Source organism: Cellulomonas fimi (genome assembly GCF_028527925.1).
Classification (GTDB): domain Bacteria; phylum Actinomycetota; class Actinomycetes; order Actinomycetales; family Cellulomonadaceae; genus Cellulomonas; species Cellulomonas fimi_C.
The window spans coordinates 67,577-92,151 of record NZ_JAPESW010000012.1 but is presented as its reverse complement, the minus strand read 5'-3'; the positions used below and the strand labels follow the sequence as shown (position 1 = coordinate 92,151).

At 75.6% G+C, this 24,575-nt stretch carries 18 protein-coding genes; 9 read left to right on the top strand and 9 right to left on the bottom strand.

What is annotated here, in order from left to right; translation table 11 throughout:
* Positions 1-192 precede the first annotated feature (192 nt).
* Entirely contained in the window at positions 193-2,988 is a 2,796-nt protein-coding gene (locus OMK64_RS08075; RefSeq protein ID WP_272727568.1) for a helicase-associated domain-containing protein, read from the top strand.
* A complete protein-coding gene (locus OMK64_RS08070) occupies positions 2,985-4,631 on the top strand; it encodes a DNA repair helicase XPB (RefSeq protein WP_272727567.1) in 1,647 nt (548 codons plus the stop codon). Before OMK64_RS08075 ends, OMK64_RS08070 begins: the two co-directional genes overlap by 4 nt.
* 219 nt (positions 4,632-4,850) lie before the next feature.
* Here the strand turns inward: OMK64_RS08070 and OMK64_RS08065 are convergent, their stop codons facing one another.
* Positions 4,851-5,285, bottom strand: coding sequence for a hypothetical protein (locus OMK64_RS08065; RefSeq protein WP_272727566.1), 435 nt, complete (start codon positions 5,283-5,285; stop codon positions 4,851-4,853).
* A gap of 244 nt (positions 5,286-5,529) precedes the next feature.
* On the opposite strand from OMK64_RS08065, the gene OMK64_RS08060 reads away from it, so the two are divergent.
* Together OMK64_RS08060 and OMK64_RS08055 are read left to right on the top strand one after the other, a co-directional pair.
* Positions 5,530-7,551 carry a TPM domain-containing protein gene (locus OMK64_RS08060; protein ID WP_272727565.1) on the top strand — a complete coding sequence of 674 codons (2,022 nt, stop codon included), beginning with the start codon at positions 5,530-5,532 and terminating at the stop codon, positions 7,549-7,551.
* 117 nt (positions 7,552-7,668) lie between these two features.
* Complete coding sequence (locus tag OMK64_RS08055) at positions 7,669-8,445, top strand: PspA/IM30 family protein (protein ID WP_272727564.1); 777 nt, start codon at positions 7,669-7,671, stop codon at positions 8,443-8,445.
* Between the two features lie 147 nt (positions 8,446-8,592).
* On the opposite strand, the gene OMK64_RS08050 is transcribed toward OMK64_RS08055, so the two are convergent.
* The gene (locus tag OMK64_RS08050) at positions 8,593-9,345 is read right to left on the bottom strand and encodes a type 1 glutamine amidotransferase (RefSeq protein ID WP_272727563.1); all 753 of its coding nucleotides are present in this window, start codon (positions 9,343-9,345) and stop codon (positions 8,593-8,595) included.
* A 224-nt stretch (positions 9,346-9,569) separates the two neighbouring features.
* Here OMK64_RS08050 and OMK64_RS08045 point away from each other — a divergent pair, with 224 nt between their 5' ends.
* The 5 genes from OMK64_RS08045 (at position 9,570) to OMK64_RS08025 (ending at position 13,829) form a co-directional block, all read left to right on the top strand.
* Positions 9,570-10,298 carry a response regulator transcription factor gene (locus OMK64_RS08045; RefSeq protein WP_272727562.1) on the top strand — a complete coding sequence of 243 codons (729 nt, stop codon included), beginning with the start codon at positions 9,570-9,572 and terminating at the stop codon, positions 10,296-10,298.
* Positions 10,295-12,037, top strand: a complete 1,743-nt coding sequence (locus OMK64_RS08040; protein ID WP_272727561.1) for a sensor histidine kinase — start codon at positions 10,295-10,297, stop codon at positions 12,035-12,037. The genes OMK64_RS08045 and OMK64_RS08040 overlap by 4 nt, the downstream gene beginning before the upstream one ends.
* A gap of 3 nt (positions 12,038-12,040) precedes the next feature.
* A complete protein-coding gene (locus OMK64_RS08035; RefSeq protein WP_272727560.1) occupies positions 12,041-12,832 on the top strand; it encodes an HD domain-containing protein in 792 nt (263 codons plus the stop codon).
* Between the two features lie 334 nt (positions 12,833-13,166).
* Positions 13,167-13,457 carry a WXG100 family type VII secretion target gene (locus OMK64_RS08030; protein ID WP_272727559.1) on the top strand — a complete coding sequence of 97 codons (291 nt, stop codon included), beginning with the start codon at positions 13,167-13,169 and terminating at the stop codon, positions 13,455-13,457.
* A gap of 93 nt (positions 13,458-13,550) precedes the next feature.
* Entirely contained in the window at positions 13,551-13,829 is a 279-nt protein-coding gene (locus tag OMK64_RS08025; protein ID WP_272727558.1) for a DUF4031 domain-containing protein, read from the top strand.
* A gap of 85 nt (positions 13,830-13,914) precedes the next feature.
* On the opposite strand, the gene OMK64_RS08020 is transcribed toward OMK64_RS08025, so the two are convergent.
* From OMK64_RS08020 to urtB, 7 genes are all read right to left on the bottom strand, one after another.
* Complete coding sequence (locus OMK64_RS08020) at positions 13,915-15,945, bottom strand: allophanate hydrolase (RefSeq protein WP_272727557.1); 2,031 nt, start codon at positions 15,943-15,945, stop codon at positions 13,915-13,917.
* Between the two features lie 144 nt (positions 15,946-16,089).
* Positions 16,090-19,737, bottom strand: a complete 3,648-nt coding sequence (gene uca / locus OMK64_RS08015) for an urea carboxylase (protein WP_272727556.1) — start codon at positions 19,735-19,737, stop codon at positions 16,090-16,092.
* 237 nt (positions 19,738-19,974) lie between these two features.
* The gene (locus tag OMK64_RS08010; protein ID WP_272727555.1) at positions 19,975-20,745 is read right to left on the bottom strand and encodes a GntR family transcriptional regulator; all 771 of its coding nucleotides are present in this window, start codon (positions 20,743-20,745) and stop codon (positions 19,975-19,977) included.
* 109 nt (positions 20,746-20,854) lie between these two features.
* Positions 20,855-21,550 (bottom strand): urea ABC transporter ATP-binding subunit UrtE, encoded by a 696-nt coding sequence (urtE, locus tag OMK64_RS08005; RefSeq protein WP_272727554.1) that lies wholly within the window; start codon positions 21,548-21,550, stop codon positions 20,855-20,857.
* Positions 21,550-22,497 (bottom strand): urea ABC transporter ATP-binding protein UrtD, encoded by a 948-nt coding sequence (gene urtD, locus OMK64_RS08000; protein ID WP_272727553.1) that lies wholly within the window; start codon positions 22,495-22,497, stop codon positions 21,550-21,552. Before urtD ends, urtE begins: the two co-directional genes overlap by 1 nt.
* A complete protein-coding gene (urtC, locus tag OMK64_RS07995; protein WP_272727552.1) occupies positions 22,494-23,642 on the bottom strand; it encodes an urea ABC transporter permease subunit UrtC in 1,149 nt (382 codons plus the stop codon). Before urtC ends, urtD begins: the two co-directional genes overlap by 4 nt.
* Entirely contained in the window at positions 23,639-24,523 is an 885-nt protein-coding gene (gene urtB / locus OMK64_RS07990) for an urea ABC transporter permease subunit UrtB (protein ID WP_272727551.1), read from the bottom strand. Before urtB ends, urtC begins: the two co-directional genes overlap by 4 nt.
* Positions 24,524-24,575 lie beyond the last annotated feature (52 nt).

The following is a 24,575-nucleotide window of genomic DNA, read 5'->3' as shown; positions in this document are numbered from 1 at the left end:
CGCTAGCCCGCCGCCCCGTCCGACGCCGCCGCGACGCTCTCGGGACATCGACGCCTCGACGCGCCGAGGCACGTCGGCGCGGCGCCGGACCCGGCAGACGACGCCCCCGGCCCCCTCGTGACGCTCGGCCGTGCGGTGGAGCGTGACGTCGGCCCCCACCGGCCGCGAGGGCGGGAACGTATCGTGGGACGGATGGCCACGTTCACCGGGTACCTGCGCGCGTGCGGGGACGACGACCTCGTCACCCTGCTGCGCCTGCGCCCGGACCTGGCCTCGCCGTCCCCCTCGACGCTGTCGTCGCTCGCCGCACGGGCGACGAGCCGCGCGAGCCTCGAACGGGCCCTCGCCGCCGTCGACGCGGGCGTCCTGCAGGTCGTCGAGGCCGTCGTCGCCCTGGGCGCCGAGCGCCCCGTCACGGCCGCGTCGGTCCGTGCCGCGGTGGCCGGCGACGACGCTGCGGGGGCACGGCTGGTCGACGCCGCGCTCGCCGACGCGCAGGCACGGGCGCTGGTCCACCCGGACCTGCCGGAGGGCCCCGACGCCGGTGCCCGCACCGCCCGGAGGCGGTCGACCTCGCGTGACGACGTGCCGCTGCACGCGGCTCCCGGGCTCGCGGAGCTGCTCGGCCCGTACCCCGCGGGGCTCGCGCCCGTGGAGCACCACCGCGCCGACGCGCACGCGGACACCCACGGACCCGAGGACCCGGCCGAGGTGCGCGCGCTCCTGCAGGACGCCCCGGCGGGCGCGCGGCAGGTCGTCGACGCGCTGCTGTGGGGACCGCCCGTGGGGCTCGCACCGAGCAACGCGACCGCGACCGCGGGAGCCGTGCAGTGGCTGCTGCGACGCGGGCTCCTCGTGCACGGCGACAGTCGCCACGTCGTCCTCCCGCGCCGGGTCGCGCTCGCGCTGCGCGACGGGCGGACCCACCGCGCACCCGCCCTGCCGCCGACGGTCCCGACGGACGCCCCGCACCGGTCCCCCGCGCTGGTCACGGCCGAGTCGGTCGCGGCCGGCGAGCACGTCGTGCGGCTCGTCGCACGCCTCGCCCATCTGTGGGAGCGCGCGCCCGCGCCCGTGCTGCGGTCGGGCGGGCTGGGCGTGCGCGAGCTGCGGCGGGTCGCGACGACGCTCGACATCGACGAGGCGGAGGCCGCGTTCGTCGTCGAGCTCGCGGGCGCGGCAGGTCTCGTCGCCGACGACGGCGAGGAGTCGCCGTCGTTCCTCCCGACGCTCGACCTCGACGACTGGACCGCGCTCGACGTCCCCGCCCGCTGGGCGGTGCTCGCGCGGACCTGGCTCGCCACGCCGCGCACGCCGTGGCTCGTGGGCAGCCGTGACGAGCGTGGAGCCGTGCGTGCCGCGCTCGACCCCGAGCTGCACCGGACGTGGGCGCCCCGCCTGCGCCGCTCCGTGCTCGGCGTCCTCGCGGACGCGGACGGCGTGGCGCTCACCGCGCACCAGGTGCTCGACGTCCTGCGCTGGCGCGCCCCCCGGGCCGTGCCGCCCGAGCCCGCCGTGACCGCCGTGCTGGTCGAGGCGGGACGGCTCGGCGTCCTCGGCGCGGGTGCCCTCTCCCCCGCGGGACGCGCGCTCCTCGCGTCCGCGGACGACGACCGCACGGCCGCCGACGCGTTCGCCGCCGCGCTGCCCCCGGCCGTCGACGAGGTGCTGCTCCAGGGCGACCTCACCGGCATCGTCCCGGGCCGGCCGAGCGCGGCGCTCGAGGCCCTGCTCGACGCCACGTCGCACGTCGAGTCCCGCGGCGGCGCGCTCACGGTGCGGTTCACGCCGACGACCGTCCGTGCGGCCCTCGACGCGGGCGCGACGGCCGACCAGGTCCTCGCCGACCTCGCGGCGCACGCGCGGGGGGTCGTGCCGCAGCCGCTCGAGTACCTCGTCCGCGACGCCGCCCGTCGCCACGGCCGCCTGCGGGCCGGCACGGCGTCGAGCTACGTGCGCGCCGACGACCCCACGCTCCTCGCGGGCCTCGTCGACGACCCCCGCCTCGCCGACCTGGGCCTCGTCGCGCTCGCCCCGACCGTGCTCGTCGCGCAGGCGAGCACGCGCGAGCTCGTCGACGTGCTCCGCGAGCGCGGGCTCGCGCCCGTGACCGAGGGGCCCGACGGCCAGGTCCTGCACCTCGAGCCCGTCGTCCGACGCGTGGGCCGTCGCGGTGCCGCGGCCGCGCGCCGCCGTGCGAGCGCCGCCGTCGCGCCGACCGGCCCCACCGCGTTCCGCGAGCCGCTCCCCGACGCCCGCCTCGCCGCGCTCGTGCCCGAGCTGCGGCGCGCGGACGCCGAGCAGGTCACGGACCGCGTCGCCCGCACGCGCGACCTCCCGCACCCGGGCGGTGACCCGACGGCCCCGCCCGCCGCGTCCCTGCGGGCAGCCCCCGGTCCGGCCGTCGGACCGGGTGACGGCGACGGTCCCCGCACACCCGGCACGCCCGGCGCCCGGCCGGGGACGACGGATGTGGAGACCGGGGCGTCGTACGCACGACGCGCGGCCGCCGTGCGGGCCCGTGGCGCGGGGCGCGCCGACAGCGGTGCCGGCGAGCCGGGCGGGGGAGGTGACGTGACGGGCGCGGGACGTGCCGGAGCGGGCGTCAGGGGTGCGCTCGCGCGGACGGGCGGCGGCGCGGCCGGCGCGGCCGGCGTCGGCGCTGTCGGCAGCGTCGGTAGCGTGGGCGGCGAGGGAACAGCCGACCCGGCCGCGGCGTTGGTGCTGCTGCGCGAGGCGGCCGCGGAGCGCTCGACCGTGTGGGTCGAGCTCGTCGGGCCGCAGGGCGTGCCCGAGCGGCGGCTGCTGCGACCCGTGCACGTCGAGGGTGGACGGCTCCGGGCCGTCGACCCCGCGCGCGAGGCGGAGCTGACCGTCGCGGTGCACCGCATCGCGTCCGTCCAGCGCGCCGACGACGACCCGCCCGGAACCCGGTTCGGCACCCCGGGTGACACCACTGCCGCCGACGAGGCGAAGGAGACCACGTGACGAACGGCCCGCTGATCGTGCAGAGCGACAAGACGCTGCTGCTCGAGGTCGACCACGACCAGGCCGACGCCTGCCGGCGGGCCATCGCCCCCTTCGCCGAGCTGGAGCGCGCGCCCGAGCACGTGCACACGTACCGGCTCACGCCGCTGGGCCTGTGGAACGCGCGCGCCGCCGGGCACGACGCCGAGCAGGTCGTCGACGTGCTCCTGGAGTACTCGCGCTACCCGGTGCCGCACGCGCTGCTCGTCGACGTCGCCGAGACCATGTCGCGGTACGGGCGGCTGCAGCTCGTGCAGCACCCCGTGCACGGGCTGGTCCTGCACGCGCTCGACGCCGCGGTGCTCGCCGAGGTCATGCGGTCGAAGCGCACCGCCGGGCTGCTCGGCGCGCGGATCGACGAGACCGACGTCGTCGTGCACCCGTCGGAGCGCGGGCACCTCAAGCAGGTGCTGCTCAAGCTCGGCTGGCCCGCCGAGGACCTCGCGGGCTACGTCGACGGCGAGGCGCACGCGATCGACCTCGCGCAGGACGGCTGGCACCTGCGGCCCTACCAGGAGCACGCGGTCGAGTCGTTCTGGCACGGCGGGTCGGGGGTCGTCGTCCTCCCGTGCGGCGCGGGCAAGACGCTCGTCGGCGCCGGGGCGATGGCGAAGTCGTCGACGACGACCCTGATCCTCGTCACCAACACCGTGTCCGCGCGGCAGTGGCGCGACGAGCTCGTCAGGCGCACGTCGCTGACCGAGGACGAGATCGGCGAGTACTCGGGCGCCCGCAAGGAGATCCGCCCGGTCACCATCGCGACCTACCAGGTGCTCACGACGAAGCGGAAGGGCGTCTACACGCACCTCGAGCTGCTCGACGCGCGCGACTGGGGCCTCATCGTCTACGACGAGGTCCACCTGCTGCCCGCGCCGATCTTCCGCATGACGGCCGACCTCCAGGCCCGCCGTCGCCTGGGCCTGACCGCGACGCTCGTCCGCGAGGACGGGCGCGAGGACGAGGTGTTCAGCCTCATCGGCCCCAAGCGGTTCGACGCGCCGTGGAAGGACATCGAGGCGCAGGGCTACATCGCGCCCGCCGACTGCATCGAGGTCCGCCTCACGCTGCCCGACCACGAGCGCATGCTCTACGCGACCGCCGAGCCCGAGGACAAGTACCGCCTCGCCGCGACGGCCGCCGGGAAGAACCGGGTCGTCGAGCGGCTCGTCGCGCAGCACGAGGGCGACCAGGTGCTCGTCATCGGCCAGTACCTCGACCAGCTCCACGAGCTCGCCGAGCACATCGACGCCGACCTCATCACGGGTGAGACGACCGTGCGCGAGCGGCAGCGCCTCTTCGACGCGTTCCGGGCCGGCGAGATCCACAAGCTCGTCGTCAGCAAGGTCGCGAACTTCTCGATCGACCTGCCCGAGGCGTCCGTCGCGATCCAGGTGTCGGGGTCGTTCGGGTCCCGCCAGGAGGAGGCGCAGCGCCTCGGCCGGATCATGCGCCCCAAGTCCGACGGCAAGACCGCGCACTTCTACACCGTCGTCGCGCGCGACACCGTCGACCAGGAGTTCGCGGCCCACCGCCAGCGCTTCCTGGCGGAGCAGGGCTACGCCTACTCCATCGTCGACGCGGAGGATCTCGACGTAGCGCAGTAGATCGTGGGGGCGGCCGAAGGCCGCACTCGCGATCTACGGAGCGGAGTCGAGATCCGACCACAAGCACGGGGACCTCGCCCCGCCCCCCGACCAGAGACGCGATCCGCCACACCTCCGCGGGAGCGACTTCCGCCGGAGTCAGACACATCGATGTCGCACAGCGGAGCCGAAGCCGCCGCCCAACGGAAGGGCGGCCCGGCGTCGGCGGCACGTGAGCGGTCAGCGTCGCGCGACGGCTCCGTCGCCGGCCACCCACGACAGCCACCGATGTGCCTGCGACCGCATGAGCTCGCGGGCGGAGTCGCGCAGGTCCCACAGCGCGGGTCCGACGCGGGCGGCCTGACGGACCCAGCCGGGCGCCGATCCGGTCCACCAGGCGACGACGGCGTCCCGCTGCCAGGCGAGCGTCTCGCCGACGGCGGTCCGCGCGCGCTCGACGACCGCGGCGACGTCGTCCACGACGTGCGCGACGGCGGCGTCGAGGCGTCCACGGTCGACGAGCGAGCCGGTGCGCGTGTCCGGCGCCACCGTCGAGCCCGCGGTGGCGGGGCCTCCCGGTCCTGCGGCGTGACCGGGTGCGGTGAGGGCGAGCATGCCGACGACCGTGAGGACCGCGACGGCGACCGTGCGGCTCACCCGTCTGCTGCGCGGCACCTGTCCCACCTTCCCGTCCCGATCTGCTCCCAGCGGCTCCGGCGGGCGCGGCCCGTCCCTGTGAGTTCGCTGTGTGCCACGACCCTCCCACCGTCGGCCTCGGGTCGTCAATGCGCCGCGCCGCCCTGACCTGCGACGACACGCCGGCGAGCGCGGCGACGGACGGCGGTCCCGCGAGCCGCACGGGAACCCCGCGGCACGGTGTCTCGTTGCGACGGGTACCACCCTGAGAAAGGATCGTCGCGTGCGTCCCCGGTCCCGCGCGTCGTCGCTCGTGCCCTTCGTCGGTCCCGCGTGCGCGGCCGCCGCTGTCGCCCTCGCGGCGGTGCCCGTCCTCGCCGCGGCGCCGGCGTCTGCCGTGCCGCTGCGGTCCGCGGAGCCGGTGTCGATCACGGCGGACATCACCGACGAGGTCGGGGCGCTCGGCGGCTCGCAGGGTGAGGTGCAGGCGGCGCTCGACGAGCTGTCGGACGCGACGCCGTACGACCTGTACGTGGTGTACGTCGCGGACTTCGCCGGGCAGAACCCGGTCGACTGGGCGCAGGCGACGGCCGCGCAGTCGGGACTGGGCGAGTCGGACTTCGTGCTCGCGGTCGCGACGGAGGCGCGGCGGTACGCGCTCGTGCCGGAGTCCACGGGCGACCTGTCGAGCGGCGAGGTGCAGGCGGCCGCGACGGCTGCGGAGGACCAGCTGGCGCAGGACGACTGGGCGGGTGCGGCGGTCGCGACGGCCGACTCGCTGCGCGCCTCGGCGACGGGTGCCGGCGGTGGCGGCGGGTTCGGCTTCGGCGGGGTGCTGCTGCTGGGTCTCGTCGTCATCGGCGGGTTCTTCGCCCTGTCGGCGTTCCTCCGGCGCCGGCGGGACCGCCAGGCCGGACCGCCCCCGCAGCAGCAGGCCGTCGGGCCCGTCGACGAGCTCGCGGCGCTGCCGACCGCGGAGCTCGACAAGCGGTCGTCGTCGGCGCTGGTCCGGATCGACGACGCGCTGCGCACGTCGGAGCAGGAGCTCGGCTTCGCGCAGGCGCAGTTCGGACCGGACGCGACGCGCGAGTTCGAGCACGTGCTCACGACCGCGAAGCAGCAGGTGACCGAGGCCTTCCGCCTCCGCCAGACGCTCGACGACGACATCCCGGACACTGAGCCGCAGGTCCGCGACACGGCGACGCGCATCATCCGGACGGTCGCGCAGGTGTCCGCGGCGCTCGACGCGCAGAAGCAGGCGTTCGACGAGCTCCGTGACGTCGAGTCGCGTGTCGGCGACGCGATCGAGGCGCACGCGCGCGAGGCCGCGGCGCTGCAGTCGCGTGTCGACACGGCCCGCGCGACGCTGCAGACGCTCCAGACGCGGTACCCGGCGACGGCCCTGGCGTCCGTCGTGCACAACCCCGACCAGGCGCGGCTCCTGCTCGACGAGGTCGGCGCGACGCTCACCCAGGGCCGCACGGCGCTCGGGCAGGGCGACCGCGCGACGGCCGTCCGGTACGCACGGGCCGCGGAGGAGGCGCTCGGGCAGGCGCGCGTGCTGCTCGACGCGGTCGACCACGCCGGTGCCGACCTCGCGTCGGCGGGTCCGCGCCTCGACGCGGCGATCGCGTCCATCACCTCGGACATCGCCGACGCGCAGCGGCTCGGCCCCGGCCGCCCCGAGGTCGCACCGCGCGTCGCGGCGGCGCAGACCGCGATCGCCACGGCGCAGACCGCCCGGACGGGCGCGGGCGACCCGCTCGCGGCGCTGCGCACCATCACCGAGGCCGAGGCGGCGATCGACGCGGCCCTGGCGCCGCTGCGCGAAGCGCGTGAGCGTGCCGACCGCGCGCGGAGCCTGCTCGACGAGACGCTCGGCCGGCTGCGCTCGGCGTTGCGCGCGACCAGCGACTTCGTCGCGACGCGACGCGGTGCCGTCGGCCCGGAGGCGCGGACGCGGCTCGCGGAGGCGGAGCGCTGGTACCGGCAGGCGGAGGACCAGGCGGGGACCGATCCCGAGGCCGCGCTCGAGTCGGCCCGCAAGGCCGAGGAGCTCGTCGCCGACGCGCAGTACCTCGCGCAGGCGGACGTCGAGCAGGCCGACGCGTACCGCTACCAGTCGACGGGTCAGCGCGGCATGGGCGGCGGCGGCCTCAACGGCGTGGGCGGGATGGTGCTCGGCGGCATCCTGCTCGACTCGATCCTGCGCGGCGGTGGCGGCTGGGGCGGCGGCGGAGGAGGCGGCGGGGGCGGCTTCGACGGCGGCGGGTTCGGCGACGGCGGCTTCGGCGGCGGCTTCTGACCCCCGGCCACGACCCGGCCGAGGACCGGCGCCCGCGGGCGGACGACGGCACAGGACGAGCACGACAGCACGAGCGCAGGACCACGGCACGACCACGGAGCGAGGGAAGGCACGGCGATGACCGAGAAGCAGAGCATCTTCGGGCGGATCACCCAGCTGGCGCGCGCGAACATCAACGCGCTGATCGACCAGGCCGAGGACCCGCAGAAGATGCTGGACCAGCTGGTCCGCGACTACACGAACTCCATCGCCGAGGCGGAGCAGGCGATCGCCCAGACGATCGGCAACCTGCGGCTCGCCGAGCAGGACTACAACGAGGACGTCGCCGCGGCGCGCGAGTGGGGCGGCAAGGCCCTCGCCGCGTCGACGGCCGCCGACCAGGCGCGTGCCGCGGGCGACACCGTCAAGGCCGACCGCTTCGACAACCTCGCCAAGGTCGCGCTCGGCAAGCAGATCCAGGCCGAGGGCGAGGTCCGCGAGGCCGAGCCGCTCATCGCCTCGCAGCGCGAGACCGTCGAGAAGCTCAAGTCCGGCCTGGCGCTCATGAAGGACAAGCTCGGCCAGCTCAAGACGCGGCGCGACACGCTCGTCGCGCGGCAGAAGTCGGCACAGGCCCAGCAGACCGTGCAGACCGCGATCTCGTCGATCAACGTGCTCGACCCGACCAGCGAGCTCGCGCGATTCGAGGAGAAGGTGCGCCGCGAGGAGGCCATGGCGATGGGCCAGGCGGAGCTCGCCGCGTCGTCGATCGACGCGCAGTTCGCCGAGCTCGAGGCGTCCGGTGCGCAGATCGAGGTCGAGGCCCGGCTCGCGGCGCTCAAGCAGGGCAGCGCGCCGCAGGCGCTCGGCACCACGCCGGTCACGCCCCAGCTGGAGGCCGCGCCCGAGCAGTGACACGGGCGGACGACCCGCGGACGACGACGGCCGGCTCCCACGAGGGGGCCGGCCGTCGTGCTGTCCGTGCGGGTGCGGACGTGTGCTGTCCGTGCGGGTGCTGTCCGTGCGGGTGCGGACGCGTGCTGTCCGTGCGGGTGCGGACCGTCAGGCGGGCGTGCGGTCCGCGGCCCGCGCGACGACCAGGCCCGCGAACGCCCGCGCGATCGTCTCCCCGGCGCGCGCGACGGACGCGTCCTGCTCGGCCGTCGCCGCGTCGACCGCCGCCGTGTCGACGTCGTCGTGCAGCTCGGCCCACGCGTGCAGCGTCGCGGGCGACGCCTCCGGGTGGAACTGGACGCCCCACGCCGACCCGACGCGGAACGCCTGGTACGGGTACTGGCGCGAGTGCGCGAGCCACGTCGCCGTGCGCGGCAGGTCGACGATCGCGTCGGCGTGCATGCTCGGCATCGGGGTCGACCGGTGGTCCTCGGGGACGTCCGCGTCGACGAGCGCGCCCACGACGGGATCGCCGACGGCCTCGGGCCGCCATCGCACGTCGACGACCCCCGACTCGCGTCCGGGCGGAGCGGCGACGTGCACGCGGCCGCCGGTCGCCACGGCGAGCAGCTGGGCGCCGAGGCAGATGCCGAGCGTCGGCACGCCCGCCTGCACGGAGTCGGCGAGCAGCGTCCGGGTGGCGGGGATGCCGGGCGCGTCGTCGGACAGCGCGGACATCTGGCCGCCGAGCACGAGGAGGCCGTCGAGGGTGTCGGCCGGGGGCAGGGCTTCACCGAGGTCGGCGCGCACGAGGCGCACGTCGACGCCGTCGAGCCAGCCGGCGAAGCGGTCGAGCGGCACTCCGGCGTCGAGCTGGACGACCGTGAGCACCGGCGCGGTGGGGGGCGTGGCAGCAGTCACGAGGCAGCACCGTACCCGCTGCCGCACCCGCCTCACCCGGGTCCTCTGGACCGTCCGGGGCGTCGGCGCACGTCAGCGCACATCGCCCGTCGCAGGTTCCACCCGCTCAGACGGCGTCCCGCGGACGTGTCCAGCCCCGGAGGTGTCCTCGGTCTCGTCGACGCGTGCCCGCGCACGCAGCGCGCTCCCAGGCGGCACCCAGGAACCGGGACCAGACTGGGACGATGACCGGTGCGCCCGCCCAGCCCGAGGCCCGCCTGCTCGTCGTCGACGACGAGCCGAACATCCGCGAGCTGCTCGCGACGTCGCTGCGGTTCGCGGGCTTCGAGGTGCACGCCGCCGCCGACGGCGGGGCCGCGCTGCGACTGGCTCGCGACGTCGAGCCGGACCTCGTCGTCCTCGACGTCATGCTCCCCGACATGGACGGCTTCACCGTCACGCGCCGGCTCCGCGAGAAGGGCCAGCACGTCCCCGTCCTGTTCCTCACCGCGCGCGACGACACCGCCGACAAGGTGCAGGGCCTGACGGTCGGCGGCGACGACTACGTCACGAAGCCGTTCAGCCTCGAGGAGGTCGTCGCGCGCATCCGCGCGATCCTGCGCCGCACGTCGCCCGGCGTCGAGCTGTCGTCGAGCGTGCTGCGGTACTCCGACCTCGAGCTCGACGAGGACAGCCACGAGGTCGTGCGCGCCGGTCACCCCGTCGAGCTGTCCCCCACCGAGTTCAAGCTCCTGCGCTACCTCATGCTCAACCCCGGGCGTGTGCTGTCGAAGTCGCAGATCCTCGACCACGTGTGGCAGTACGACTGGGGCGGCGACGCCAACATCGTCGAGTCGTACATCTCCTACCTGCGGCGCAAGGTCGACCAGCTCACCGACGCCGACGGCAACCGGCTGCCGCCGCTCATCCACACCAAGCGGGGCGTCGGGTACCTGCTACGCGAGTCGACGTGACCGCGTCCCCCTCGTCGCCGGGCCCGTCGTCCACGCCACCCGCGTCCGCGTCCGCGCCGTCCACGTCCGGGCCGTCCGCGTCCGCGGCGTCCCCGGCGACCGCGACGCCCGGACCTGCCGTCGCCCACCCCCCGCACGCGGACGTCCCGCCGCCCGCAGCGACGCCGTCGACCGCGCCATCGCTCGCCGCGGAGGCGCCCGGGACCCCCGCCCCCGAACGGCGCACGCCGCTGCGCGCGCGGTGGGACGCCGTCCCGCTCGTCCACCGGCTCGTCGGCATCATCACCGTCCTGGTGGGCCTCGGCCTCGTGCTCGCCGGCGTGGTGAGCGCGACGCTGCTCGGCGGGACGATGGTCGGGCAGGTCGACGAGAAGCTCGAGTCGGAAGGGCTGAGCCTCGCGCAGCAGCAGCTCGACTCCCTGACGCCGTTCGGCAGCACCCTGGCGCCCAGCGACTACTACGTGCGCGTGCAGGTCGGCGGGTTCGAGAACGTGAGCCCGCCGTCGCGGTCGGCGCGGCTGCGGTACGGCGTCCCCGTCGTGCCCGACCTGACGGCCGCCCAGGCGACCGCCCGTCGCGGCGAGCCGTTCACCGTCCGGTCCACGACCGACGACTCGCGCTGGCGGGCCGTGGCCTACCCGCTGACGGTCGAGGGCGCGACCGGCTCCGTCGTCGTCGCGCTCCCCCTCGGCGACGTGCAGAGCACCGTCAAGCGCATGGTGCTGGTCCTCGTCGTCAGCGGGGCCGGGATCGTCCTGCTCGGTGCGCTGGCCGGCGCGTGGGCCGTGCGCCGCTCGCTGCGCCCGCTGCGGGAGATCGAGTCGACGGCCGCCGCGATCGCCGCCGGCGACCTGTCGCGCCGCGTCCCGCCCGCGCCCGAGCAGACCGAGGTCGGGCGGCTCTCCGCCGCGCTCAACGGCATGCTCACGCAGATCGAGCAGGCGTTCGCGGCCCGCACCGCGTCCGAGGCGCGCATGCGCCGGTTCGTCGCCGACGCGTCGCACGAGCTCCGCACCCCGCTCGCCGCGATCCGCGGGTACGGCGAGCTCTACCGGATGGGCGCGCTGCGGGAGCCCGCGCAGGTCGACGACACCATGCGGCGCATCGAGGACTCCGCGACCCGGATGGGCGGGCTCGTCGACGACCTCCTCGCGCTCGCCCGCCTCGACGAGAACCGCCCCCTGCGCCGCGAGCCCGTCGACCTGACCGTGCTCGCCGCCGACGCGGTCAGCGACCTGCACGCGCTCGACCCGTCGCGGACCGCGCGGCTCGTGCCGCTCGTCGCCGGTGCACCGTCCGGCCCCTGCGTCGTCCTCGGCGAGGAGCCGCGGCTGCGACAGGTCGTCGCGAACCTGGTCGGGAACGTCGTGCAGCACACGCCCCCCGGCACGCCCGTCGAGCTGGCCGTCGGCACCGCGCCCGACGGGCAGGCCGTGCTGGAGGTGCGCGACCACGGGCCCGGGATCGACCCCGAGCACGCCGCGCGGGTGTTCGAGCGGTTCTACCGGGTCGACGCGTCGCGCGGCCGCGACTCCGGCGGGGCGGGCCTCGGGATGGCGATCGTCGCTGCCATCGTGACCGCGCACGGCGGCACGGTGGGCCTCGACGAGACCCCCGGCGGCGGCACGACCGTCCGCGTCCTGCTGCCGAGCGCACCCGACGAGGTTCCCGAACCGGACCTCACGGGCCCGTCGGGAGGATCTACTATGGCGCGTCCTGACCATCGGCGTGAGGCTTGATCCATGGGCGTCCATGACGCACCCCAGTGGCTGTTGTCCGCGTTCCAGCGCAGCGCACTGGGGGCCGGAGCGACGGCGACGACGGAGGAGATCCGTGACGTCGGGCAGTCGCTCGTCGACAGGTGGTCCGCACCCGGCCGCGACTTCCACAACCTCAAGCACCTGGTCGACGTGCTCGTCCGCGTCGACGAGCTCGTCGAGGAGACGCACGAGCCCGACCTCGTGCGGCTCGCCGCCTGGTACCACGGCGCGATCTTCGACTCCGCCGAGCGCAAGGCGTACGCCAACCGCGGCGGCGAGGACGAGATCGCGAGCGCCCGGCTCGCCGTCGACGAGCTGACCCGCCTCGGCGTCCCGGAGCGCGCGACCCGACGCGTGCACGACCTCGTCGTCGCGCTCGTCCGGCACTCGCCCGACCCGGCCGACTTCGACTGCGCGGTCCTGTGCGACGCCGACCTCGCGATGCTCGCCGCCGAGCCGCAGCGCTACAAGGCGTACCTCCACGACGTGCGGGCCGAGTACTCGCACCTGCCCGTCGAGGCGTACGTCCGGGCGCGGCTCAAGATCCTCGACAAGCTCCTGCGCCGGCCCTCGCTGTTCTCGAGCCCCCTCGGCGCCGCGTGGGAGGAGCCCGCGCGCCAGAACATCTCCGCCGAGAAGCAGCGGCTGGAGAAGGAGCTCGCGAAGATCGACGCCGAGGCACTGGCCACGCGGCACGCCGAGTCCGCCGCGCTCGAGGCGGCCGACGACGCCGCCGCGCAGGCCGCGGTCCGCGCGTCGAGCGGCGACCGCTAGCACGACCGGGGTCGTCCCGGCCGGCGCGGTGCGGGCATGCCGTCTCGGCGTCCCATCGACGGGCCGCCTTCCGCGGCGGCGCGTCGTCCGCCCGACGAGCACCGACCGGGCGCGCCCCGCGCAACCCTCGACGGGCACCCGGCGGCGAGCCGTCCAGGGGCGCGCCTCGCGCGAGCCTCGACGTGCACCCCGCGGCGAGCCGTCCACAGCCCGCGTCTCGCGACGCCTCTCCCCCGGTCCTCCCGCGCCCACCCCGTCGGCCGCCCCGGTTCCCTAGCGTCGTGACGCACGAGGTACCGCCACGAGGGCGGACCTGTGAAGCCGGGAGGTCCGCATGAGCAGGTACGAGGTCGACAGCGCGCACGTCGCGCAGGCCGCGGCGGGGGTGCAGGCACGCGCCGCGTCGATCCGCAGCGAGGTCGCCGCGATGCACCGCCAGCTCGCCGACCTCCAGGGCACCTGGCGCGGGTCGGCCGCGACGGCGTTCGCGGGGGTCGTCGCGAACTGGTCCGCGACCGAGGCGAAGCTCGAGCAGGCGCTCGACCAGATCAGCGCCGCCATGCACAGCGCCGCGCAGACGTACGCGGACGCGGAGGCGCAGGCATCGCGGCTGTTCACCGCCTGACGACGTCGGGCTCCCGCACCGGGGCGCACCGTCCGACGGCGCAGCGCGGGGTCGACGACGCGGTGGCACGACGGGGCACCTACGCTCGGTGGTGTGACCGTGCTCGTCGACCCCCCGCTGTGGCCGCGGCACGGCACGACGTGGGCGCACCTCGTGAGCGACACGTCGCTCGACGAGCTGCACGCCTTCGCCGCGCGTGCCGGGCTCCCGCGCCGCGCGTTCGACCTCGACCACTACGACGTGCCGGACGAACGGCTCGCCGAGCTGGTCGCCCTGGGTGCGGAGCCGGTCAGCGCGGGTGAGCTGATCCGGCGCCTGCGCGCGTCGGGGCTGCGGGTGCCGGCACGGGACCGCGGGGGGTCCGGGCACTGACCGGTCTGCCGGTCAGTGCCGGTCGTGCTCGTCGCGCTCGTCGTGCTCGTCGTGCTCGTCGTGCTCGTCGTGCTCGTCGTGCTCGTCACGATCCGGCGCGCAGCGCGGCCACCCAGCCTCCGGCCCAGGTGATGTCCGAGCCGGACAGTCCCGCCTCGGCGGTGCAGCCGAAGCCGACGACCCAGGTGCCGTCCTCCAGCTCGACCTGTCCGAGGTTCATCGGGCCGGGCAACGCGGCGAGGAGGCGGCCGAGCGCACCAGGGGCGACCCGCCAGACCTCGCCGGCGATCGGTGCACCGTGGCCGGGGCCGACCCGGACGAGGCCGGGCTTGCGGGGCGTGGTGTCGAGGGCGACGAGTCGGTAGGCGTCGGACGTGCGCACGGTCGCGACGAACCGCGCGCCCAGGTCCTCGAGTTCACCGTTCAGCGGCTGGCCGCGCAGGTGCGCACCGACGACGAGGACGTCGACGCCTGCCGCGACGACCAGCGGCGCGACCGGCGGGGTCGCGCCCGTCGCCCGCGCGACCGGCGGGGTCGCGCCCGTCGCCCGCGCGACCGGCGGGGTCGCGCCCGTCGCCAGCGCGACCGGCGGGGTCGCGCCCGTCGCCAGCGCGACTGGCGGGGTCGCGTCCGTCGGGCGCGCCTCGACAGGAGAGGGGGTGAGGAGGCGGGCGGCGAGGTCGAGGGCGAGCTGGTCGTCGAAGGCGCGGGCGATCACCGTCACGCCGAACGGTCCGCCGTCGGCCTCGCCCGCCGGCACGGCGACGGCCGCGAGGTCGAGGAGGTTGACGAAGTTCGTGTAGGTGCCGAGGCGACGGTTGAGCCCGACCGGGTCGGCCTGCACCGCGGCGATCGTGGGGTGCTCGGTGGTGGTCGGCAGGAGGAGGAGGTCGCAGCCGTCGAGCGTGGCGAGCGCGTCGGCCCGCGCCGCGTCGAGGCGTGCCCGGTCGGCGACGTACGCGTGCGCGGGTACGTCCCGGCCGCCGCGGATGATCGCCGCGACGGTCGGGTCGGCGTCGGCGGGGTCCGTGTCGAGGAACGCCCCGACGGCCTCGTAGCGCTCGGCCACGATCGCGCCGTCGTACAGCAGCGTCGCCGCGTCGAGCATCGCCGACACGTCGACGGTGCGGACGTGGGCGCCGGTCGCCACGACGGCGGCCACGGCCTCGTCGAACGCGGCGCGCCACCCCGGCGACAGCGGTGCGAGGTCCTCGGGCCGCGGGACCGCGACGACCGGTGTCCCGCGCAGCGCGACGCGGACGTCCGCGGGCCACCCGCGCCCGGACGGGTCGGTGGCGTCCGGGCCCACCATGAGGCGGGTCGCGAGCGCGCCGAGCGCGAGGTCGCGGCTGAACGTCGTGACCACGTCGTACGTCCGGCACGCGGGCACGACCCCCGCGGTCGGGACGAGACCCACGGTCGTCTTGATGCCGACGATCCCGTGGAACGCGGCGGGCACGCGGCCGGACCCGGCGGTGTCGGTGCCGATCCCGACGTCGGCGATCCCCAGCGCGACCGCCACCGCGGAACCTGAGCTCGACCCTCCCGACACCCGGTCGGGCAGCGTCGCGTGCCGGACCGCGCCGAACGGGCTGCGTGTCCCGACCAGGCCGGTCGCGAACTGGTCGAGGTTCGTCTTGCCGAGGACGACCGCACCGGCGTCGACGAGGCGCTGCACGGCGGGGGCCGTCACGACCGCCGGCCCCGGACGGCCCGCGGGGGACGTCGCATACGACGGGCACGCGGCGGTCGTCGCCAGGCCGGCGACGTCGACGTTGTCCTTCACGGCCAGCACGACGCCCGCGAGCGGCAGGTCCTCCCCGGCCGCGAGGCGCGCGTCGACGTCGGCCGCCGCGGCGAGCACGTCGGCGCGGTCGACCAGGGTGATCCACACCTCGGGCCGGTCCACCGCGTCGAGCCGCTCGAACGCCGCCCGCACGCGCCGCACGGCGGCACCCCCGACGAAGCCGTCAGCGGCGCCGTCGGCACCGCGCCCCACCGTCGCACCGTCGACGCCTGCGACACCGCCGGTCGTCGTCCCCGCCCCCACCAGGTCCACCACGTCGTCCACCTTCTCCGTCGTCGCCGCGCTCCCGGCCTGCTGCACCACCGTCACGCGTCCCTCCCCGTCACGCACACCGTCCGCGCTCGGTCGACCACCCGCCGCACGCGAGCCGTCCGCATCCCGTCGACCACCCGGCTCACGCGAGCCGTCCGCATGCCGTCGACCACCCGGCTCTCGCACGCCGTCCGCGTGCCGTCACGAGCCCACGGCCAGGATCGCGAGCGGTGCACCCGGTGCGACCTGCTGACCGGGCGAGACGAGCACCTCGAGCACGCGCCCGTCGGCGGGGGCCACGACACCCAGCTCGAGCTTCATGGCCTCGAGCGCGACGAGCAGGTCGCCCTCGCGCACCTGGCTGCCCGACGCGGCCTCGACGCGCCACACGCTCCCGACCATGGGGGCCTCGACGAGGACGTGCCCGTCGGCGAGCTCGATCTGCGCCGCTCCGGCGAGAGCCGCGCCAGCCGGGCCGGCGTCGGGGGCGGGCTCGTCGTGCGCGTCGAGCTCCCCGGCGGCCGCCCACGCGGCGCGCTCCTCGGCGAACGCGGCGGCCTGCCGCGCCTGGAAGGTGGCGATGTCGTCGGCGTGCTCGGCGAGCAGGTCGAGGTGCTCGCGGTAGGAGAACGTGCCGTGCTCGACCTCGACCTCGAGCCGCCCGGCGGCGAACGCGGCGCGCTGGTCGAGCAGCTCGGCGGCGCCGACGGGGTGCCAGACGACGCGGTCGAAGAACCGCAGCAGCCACGGCTTGCCGGCCTCGAAGACCCCGCGCTGGCGGTGGCCGGACCAGATGGGCACGGTCCGCCCGACGAGCTGGTAGCCGCCCGGGGAGTCCATGCCGTACACGCACAGGTACTGCCCGCCGAGCCCGACGGTGTCGGCCGCGGTCCAGGTGCGGGCCGGGTTGTACTTGGTCGTCATGAGCCGGTGCCGCGGGTCGAGCGGCACCGCGAGCGGGGCGCCGAGGTAGACGTCGCCGAGCCCGAGGACCAGGTACTCGGCGCTCGTCATGGTGGCGAAGACGTCGTCCGTCGACGGCAGCCCGTTGATGCGCCGGACGAACTCGATGTTCGACGGCAGCCAGGGCGCCTCGGGCCGGACGCCCGCCTGGTAGCGGTGCACGGCGTCGGCGATGACGGGGTCGTCGAACGACAGCGGCAGGTGGATGCGGCGGCTCGGGACGACGAGGTCGGCGGTCGCGGGGAGCGCGGCCTCGAGCTCGACGAGCACCGCGACGAGCGCGCGGACGGGCAGCACGTCCGGGTCGACGTGCACGTGCAGCGACCGGACGCCGGGCGTGAGGTCGACGACGCCGGGCAGGTCGCGCTCGCGCACCGCCTCGGCGAGCGCGTGCACGCGCATCCGCAGGCCGAGGTCGAGCACCATCGGCCCGTACTCGACGAGCACGTTGTCGTCGCCGCCGCGCAGGTAGACGACCTCGGGCGTGCCGAGCGGGTCGGCGGGGTCGCCGGGGACGCGCGCGAGCACACCGTCATCGCCGTCGGGTCCGGTCGCGAGCACGGCCGGGACGGCAGCGGCAGCCCGCAGCACGTCGGACCCGCGCAGCGCGTCGGCGGTCGTCTCGGGGACGGGCACGAGCCGGACGGTGTCGCCGGGCCGGATCTGGCCCATCTTCCAGCGGTGGCCCGCGACGACGGTCACCGGGCACGCGAACCCGCCGAGGCTGGGCCCGTCGGGTCCGAGCAGGATCGGGGTGTCGCCCGAGACGTTGAGCGCGCCGACCGAGTACGGGTTGTCGTGCAGGTTCGACGGGTGCAGGCCCGCCTCGCCGCCGTCAGGCCGCGCCCACTGCGGCTTCGGCCCGGTGAGCCGGATGCCGGTGCGGTTGGCGTGCGTCTGCACCTGCCACGTCGCGTCGTAGAGCATGCGCATGTCGTCGGGCGTGAAGTACGTCGGCGCGGGCTGCGGCCCCTCCTGGACGGCGACCTCCCACGCGTGCACGAGCTGCGGCCGGACGTCGAGCGGGACCGGTGCGACGGGAGGCGCGTCGGACGCGACCGCCGCCGGGACGAGCGTGTCACCCAGCGCGAGCGCCCGGCCGGTGTACCCGCCGAAGCCGCCGAGCGAGAACGTCGACGCCGACCCGAGGTACAACGGCACGTCGAGCCCGCCGCGCACGAGCACGTAGGTGCGCAGGCCCGCACCCGCCGGCGCACCGACGTCGAGCACCGACCCCGCGGGCACGACGACCGGCTCCCACTGCGGGACGGGCGCGCCGTCGACCGTGACGGGCGCGTCGGCGCCGGTCACGCACACGACGGCCTCGTGGCTGAAGCGCAGCCGCGGGCCGGTCAGCGTGCACTCGAGCCCGGGCACACCCTCGGGGTTGCCCAGCGCACGGTTGCCGAGCCGGAACGACAGGTCGTCCATCGGGCCGGACGGCGAGATCCCGACGTCCCAGTGCCCGAGGCGACCCGGCCAGTCCTGCACGGTCGTCATGACGCCGGGCCGCTCGACGGCGATGTGCGGCTCGTCGTCGACGACCCCGCCGAGCGTGCCGGTTGTGTGCGTCGCCGCGCGCACCGCGGGGTCGGCGACCGCGGCCCGCAGCAGCGGCAGGTTCGTCTGGAGGCCCGACATGCGCGTGCCCGCGAGCGCGGCGGCCGACGCGGCGAGCGCGGCGTCGCGGTCGTCGGCGTGCACGATCACCTTGGCGAGCATCGGGTCGTAGAGCGTCGTGACCTCCTGCCCGGTCTCGGCCCACGCGTCGATCCGCACGCCCGTCGACGGGTCCGGGTAGACGACCTCGGTGAGCAGGCCGGCGCTCGGCTGGTGGTCCTTGCGGGGGTCCTCGGCGTAGACGCGCGCCTCGACCGCGTGGCCGCGGATCTCCGGGCCGGTGTCAGGCACGTCGTCGAGGAACGACGCGTCGCCCTGCGCGAGCCGGATCATCCAGGCGACGAGGTCGACGCGGGTGACGGCCTCGGTCACCGGGTGCTCGACCTGCAGGCGCGTGTTGACCTCGAGGAACGACACCTCGCCGCGGTCGACGTCGTACACGTACTCGACGGTCCCGGCGGATCGGTAGGCGACGGAGGCGGTGAGCGCGCGCGCCGACGCGTGCAGGGCCTCCCGGACGTCGGCGGGCAGCGCGGGCGCGGGGGCCTCCTCGACGACCTTCTGGTGCCGTCGCTGGAGCGAGCAGTCGCGGTCGCCGAGGCTCACGACGCGGCCGGCGCCGTCGCCGAACACCTGGACCTCGAGGTGCCGGGCGCGCGCGACGTACCGCTCGAGGAAGACGCCGGCCGACCCGAACGACGCGGCGGCGATGCGCTGCACGCGGTCGAACGCCGCGGCGAGCTCGTCGGGGTCGGCGCACGCCTGCATGCCGATGCCGCCGCCGCCGCCCACGGCCTTGACCATGACGGGGTAGCCGACGAGCTCGGCCGCGGCGAGCGCCTCGGCCACGCTCTCCAGCAGCCCGGACCCGGCCACGAGCGGCACCCCTGCCGCGCGGGCGGCCTCGCGTGCCTCGTGCTTGTCGCCGAAGACCGACAGGTGCGCGGCCGTCGGCCCGACGAACGCGAGCCCCGCCGCCTCGACCTGCGCGGCGAACGCCGCGTTCTCGGACAGGAACCCGTAGCCGGGGTGGATCGCGCCCGCGCCGGTCTCGGCGGCGGCGTGCAGGACGAGCTCGGTCCGCAGGTAGCTCTCGGCGGCCGGGCCGGGGCCGAGGCGGACGGCCACGTCGGCGAGCCGCACGTGCGGGGCGGCCGCGTCGGCGTCGGAGTAGACCGCCACCGTCCGCAGGCCGAGGTCGCGCGCGCTGCGCAGGATGCGGACGGCGATCTCGCCACGGTTGGCGACGAGCAGGGTGTCGAACACGGCGTCCCCCGGTGCGGTCGTCGGACCGGCCCACGACGACCGCGCGGGCGGAGGCCGACTCAAGACCGGAGGGGTGTATACACCCCGGTATCCCGCACGCTACGAACCGGTTGTTTCCCGCCCCGGCGCCCGGCGTAAACGTCGCGTTACGACCGCCCCACGGCCGTGACGGATCGGGCTCGGGCCTGAGCCTGGCGTGCGCGGTCGCCGTGGCGACGTCGACGGCGCGACGGCCGGTCAGCCGGCGAGGGCCATCCGGGTCATCGCGTTCGTCGCGCGCTCCATGACGACCTCGAGCGACTCGCCGACGTGCTTGTGCAGGGCCGTCAGGGCCTCGGGGAGGCGGCGCGCCAGGACCAGCTCGACGATCTCGATGTGCTCGTCGATCGTCAGCGCGATGCGGCCGGTCTCGACGAAGTCGTGCATGCGGACGGCCCGGATCTTCTGGTTCACCGTGACGAGCGCGTCGGTGAGCTGTGCGTTGCCCGACGACCGCGACAGCGCCTGGTGGAACCGCTCGTCGAGCAGCACGAACGACGGGTCCGGCTCGGGCGGGGCGTCGCGCAGGACGTACCAGCGGTCGAGCTCCTCGCGCAGGATCCGCTCGTCGTGCCGGACCTCGGGGTTCTCGATGGCGCGCGCGATGCCGCGCAGCTCGAGCGTGATGCGCAGCTCGTAGAGGTTGCGCAGGTCCTCGAGGCTCGGGACGACGACCGCGTACCCGAAGTCGGTGCGCTCGACGAGCCCGTCGGACAGGAGCCTCGACAGGGCCTCACGGACGGGCGTCCGCGACACCTCGAAGGCCTTGCCGAGCTTGGGCTCCGTGAGCCGCTCGCGCGGCGAGATGCGACCGTTGAGGATGTCGTCGCGCAGCCGGTGGTAGACGACCTCGCGCAGCGACCGCGCCTCGGCGGCGGCCTCGTCGGAGGTCCCGGCGGGCGGGACGGCGCCCGCACCGACGGCCGCGTCGGCGGCCGTCGCGGACGGGCCGGTCAGGCCGGTGCTCATGCTCACGGAGCCTAGTCCTCCCCCTCGACGCGCCCGCGGCGCGACGCTCCTGCGCCGGCCACCGCGAGCGGCGCCCCCGGCGTCGCGGCCGGCGTGCCAGCGACGACGGTCACAGGGCCATCGCCGCCCGCACGTCGGCCTCCTGCTCGGCGCCGCCGGAACCGGTGCTGGTGACGCGTCCGGACTCCAGCACGTAGTACCGCTGCGACGCGGCGAGGGCGAACCCGACGTGCTGCTCGACGAGCAGGACGGTGAGCCCGCGCTGCGCGGTGAGCGTCGCGACGGCGTCCTCGATCTCCTGCACGACGGACGGCTGGATGCCCTCGGTCGGCTCGTCGAGGACGAGGACGCGCGGACCGGTGACGAGCGCCCGCGCGATCGCGAGCTGCTGCCGCTGACCGCCGGACAGCAAGCCGGCCCGGCGCGACAGCAGCCCGCGCAGCGCGGGGAACAGGTCGAGCGCGTCGTCGACGCGCGACGCGCCCGCGGACCCGGCGCCGTCGGCGACGAGCTGCAGGTTCTCGCGCGCGGTGAGCTGCCCGAACGACTGCTGGCCCTGCGGCACGTACGCGAGCCCACGACGGACCCGCTGGTGCGGACGCAGGCGCGTGACGTCCTCGCCGTCGAGCGTGACACGGCCCGACCGCACGGGCAGCAGGCCGACGGCGGCGCGGAGCAGCGTCGTCTTGCCCGCGCCGTTGTGGCCGAGCACGGCGGTCACGCCCCCATCGGCGACGGACACGTCGACGCCGTGGACGACGGACGTACGCCCGTACCCGACGTGCACCCCGGTCAGCTCCAGCATCACGACACCTCCGCGGACGACGGGGACGGGGACGACGGCGTGGACGACGAGCCCGGCGAAGGCGGTGCCCCGCCCGTGGCGGCCGACGCGGACGCGCGCGCACCCGCGTCGCGGCCGAGGTACACCTCGACGACCTTCGGGTCGGCCTGCACCTGTGCGACGGACCCCTCGGACAGCACCGACCCCTGGTGCAGGACGGTCACGGACGACGCGAACGCCCTCAGGAACTCCATGTCGTGCTCGACGACGATCACCGTCCGCTGCTCGCCGATGCGCTGGAGCAGTCGCCCGGTCTGCTCGCGCTCGGACTGCGACATGCCGGCGACGGGCTCGTCGAGCAGCAGGAGGCGCGCGTCCTGGACGAGCAGCATGCCGATCTCGAGCCACTGCTTCTGCCCGTGCGCGAGCACCCCGGCGGGCAGGTCCCGCACGTGGCCGAGCCCGACGGTGTCGAGCGCCTGCTCGACGTGCTCGGGGACGACGGACCGCCGCCGCAGCATCGTCCACGGCCGACGCCCCGCTCCGGCGGCGATGTCGAGGTTCTGCAGGACCGTGAGCTCGTCGAACACGGACGCCGTCTGAAAGGTGCGGCCGACACCCGCACGCGCGGTCCGGTGGGACGGGCGGCCGACGAGCTCGACCCCGCCGAACCGCGCCGACCCGGTCGCGGGCGCGAGGCCGGTGATGGCGTCGACGACGGTCGTCTTCCCCGCACCGTTGGGGCCGATGAGGAACCGCAGGTCGCCCTGCGTGACGGTGAGGTCGATGCCGTCGACGGCGACGAACCCGTCGAACACGACCCGCAGGTCGCGCATCTCGAGGTAGTCGTGCCGGAAGCGCTCGCCGGGAGCCGCGATGACGGCTTCGAGCGCCTCGGTGTCGAGGCCGGTCGTGCCGTCGACCGGGACCGCGTCCACCGACGGGGTGTCGTGCTGCTCGGTGCTCATGCGGTCCTCCCGCTGACGGCGGGGTCGTGGACCCCGGACTCCTGGTCGTCGCTGCGCCGCGCGTCGGGCCGCACCGCGTCGTCGGCAGCGATCCCGGCCCCGGACCCGCCGCGCCGTCGCCGCCAGACCTGACCCAGCGTGGCCAGGCCGTTCGGCAGGAACGCGACGACGACGATGAACAGCGCCCCCTGGAAGTAGGTCCAGAACGACGGGAACGACTCGGACAGGCTGGTCTCGGCCCACGAGACGCCGATCGCGCCCAGGACGGGGCCGAGCAGGGTGGCCCGGCCGCCGATGGCGACGCCGACGAGGAACGCGATGGACGGCACGACGCCGACGTCGGCGGGCGAGATGATCCCGACGATGGGCGTGAACAGCGCCCCGCCGATCGCGGCGAACGCGGCGGCGACGGTGTAGGCGACGACCTTGACGAGCGCGGGGTCGTAGCCGAGGAACCGGACGCGGTTCTCCTGGTCGCGGACGGCGACGAGCAGCTCGCCGTAGCGGGACCGCATGAGCAGCCGGACCGCGGCGACCATGAGCAGGAGCACGACGGCGGCGATGTAGTAGAGCATCCGCTTGTTGACGGGGTCGGACAGGTCGTAGCCGAAGAAGCCGCGGAACCCGTTGAGGCCGTTGGTGCCGCCGGTGACCTTCTGCTGCCCGATCAGCAGGATCGCGAAGGCCGCGGCGAGCGCCTGGGACAGGATCGCGAAGTAGGCGCCGCGGACCCGCCGCTTGAACACCGCGAGCCCGAGGAGCGCCGCGAGACCCGCCGGCAGCAGGAGGATCGCCAGGATCGTGACGACGGGCGACCGGAACGGCTCCCACCAGCCCGGCACGGTCCCGTCGCCGTACAGCAGCATGAAGTCGGGCACGCCGCCCGGACCGGCGTCGGCGAGCTTGAGGTGCATCGCCATGAGGTAGCCGCCGAGCCCGAAGAAGACGCCCTGCCCGAGCGTGAGCATCCCGCCGCGACCCCACGCGAGCCCGATGCCGACCGCGACCATCGCGAGGCAGAGGAACTTGCCGAGCAGGTTGAGCCGGAAGTCCGACAGGACGGCGGGTGCGACGCCGAGGAGCAGCGCGGCGGCGAGCAGGAAGCCGCCCCAGACGCGGGCGCGGGGGCCGAGCCGGGCGCTCATGCGAGGCTCCGGGTCCGCACCGACACCAGGCCCTGCGGCCTGACCTGCAGGAACGCGACGATGATGACGAACACGAGCACCTTGGCGATCGAGGCGGTCGTCGAGTACTCGATGCCGGCCTGCAGCAGCCCCAGCCCGATGGCCGCGATGACCGCGCCCTTGAGCTGGCCGATGCCGCCGACGACCACGACCAGGAACGCGTCGACGATGTAGTTGGTGCCGAGCGTCGGGCCGATCGACCCGAGCAGCGTCAGCGCGACGCCCGCGACCCCCGCGACGCCGGACCCGAGGAAGAACGTGAGCCGGTCCGTGGCGCGCGTCGAGATGCCCGACGTCTCCGCGAGGTCCCGGTTCTGGACCGTCGCGCGGATGCGTCGGCCGAGCGGCGTGTACCGCAGCGCGAGGGACAGCGCGACGACGGCGAGCACCGCGAGCGCGAGGATGAACAGGCGCGTCTTCGGGATGCCGACGCCGAGGATCTCGACCGCGCCGGACAGCCAGGACGGCGCCCGCACGTCGACGTTCGGCGCCCCGAACACGTCGCGCGCGGCCTGCTGGAGCACGAGCGCGACGCCGAACGTCACGAGCAGCGTGTCGAGCGGCCGCTTGTACATCCGCGAGATGAGCGCGACCTCGAGCAGCAGGCCCAGCAGCCCGCCGACGAGGAACCCGATCACGAGGGACACGAGCAGCGAGACGCCCGCGTCGGCGATCACGCCCTGCACGACGAACGCGGTGTACGCGCCCGCCATCATGAACTCGCCGTGCGCCATGTTGATGACGCCCATCTGACCGAACGTCAGCGCGAGGCCGAGCGCCGCGAGCAGCAGCACCGACCCGAGGCTGAGCCCGGCGAAGAGCTGGGAGACGAGGGCGTCCATGCGCGGCCCGTCCTTTCCTGTGGTCCGGGGACGAGGAGGGGTGGCGCCCCGG

What these genes read in the sequence shown, in the direction of transcription:
- OMK64_RS08075 (WP_272727568.1), top strand. Translation starts at nt 193, where the DNA reads ATGGCCACGTTCACCGGGTACCTGCGCGCGTGCGGGGACGACGACCTC.
- OMK64_RS08055 (WP_272727564.1), top strand. Translation starts at nt 7,669, where the DNA reads ATGACCGAGAAGCAGAGCATCTTCGGGCGGATCACCCAGCTGGCGCGC.
- OMK64_RS08045 (WP_272727562.1), top strand. Translation starts at nt 9,570, where the DNA reads ATGACCGGTGCGCCCGCCCAGCCCGAGGCCCGCCTGCTCGTCGTCGAC.
- OMK64_RS08035 (WP_272727560.1), top strand. Translation starts at nt 12,041, where the DNA reads ATGGGCGTCCATGACGCACCCCAGTGGCTGTTGTCCGCGTTCCAGCGC.
- OMK64_RS08030 (WP_272727559.1), top strand. Translation starts at nt 13,167, where the DNA reads ATGAGCAGGTACGAGGTCGACAGCGCGCACGTCGCGCAGGCCGCGGCG.
- OMK64_RS08010 (WP_272727555.1), bottom strand. Translation starts at nt 20,745, where the DNA reads ATGAGCACCGGCCTGACCGGCCCGTCCGCGACGGCCGCCGACGCGGCC.
- urtE (WP_272727554.1), bottom strand. Translation starts at nt 21,550, where the DNA reads ATGCTGGAGCTGACCGGGGTGCACGTCGGGTACGGGCGTACGTCCGTC.
- urtD (WP_272727553.1), bottom strand. Translation starts at nt 22,497, where the DNA reads ATGAGCACCGAGCAGCACGACACCCCGTCGGTGGACGCGGTCCCGGTC.
- urtC (WP_272727552.1), bottom strand. Translation starts at nt 23,642, where the DNA reads ATGAGCGCCCGGCTCGGCCCCCGCGCCCGCGTCTGGGGCGGCTTCCTG.
- urtB (WP_272727551.1), bottom strand. Translation starts at nt 24,523, where the DNA reads ATGGACGCCCTCGTCTCCCAGCTCTTCGCCGGGCTCAGCCTCGGGTCG.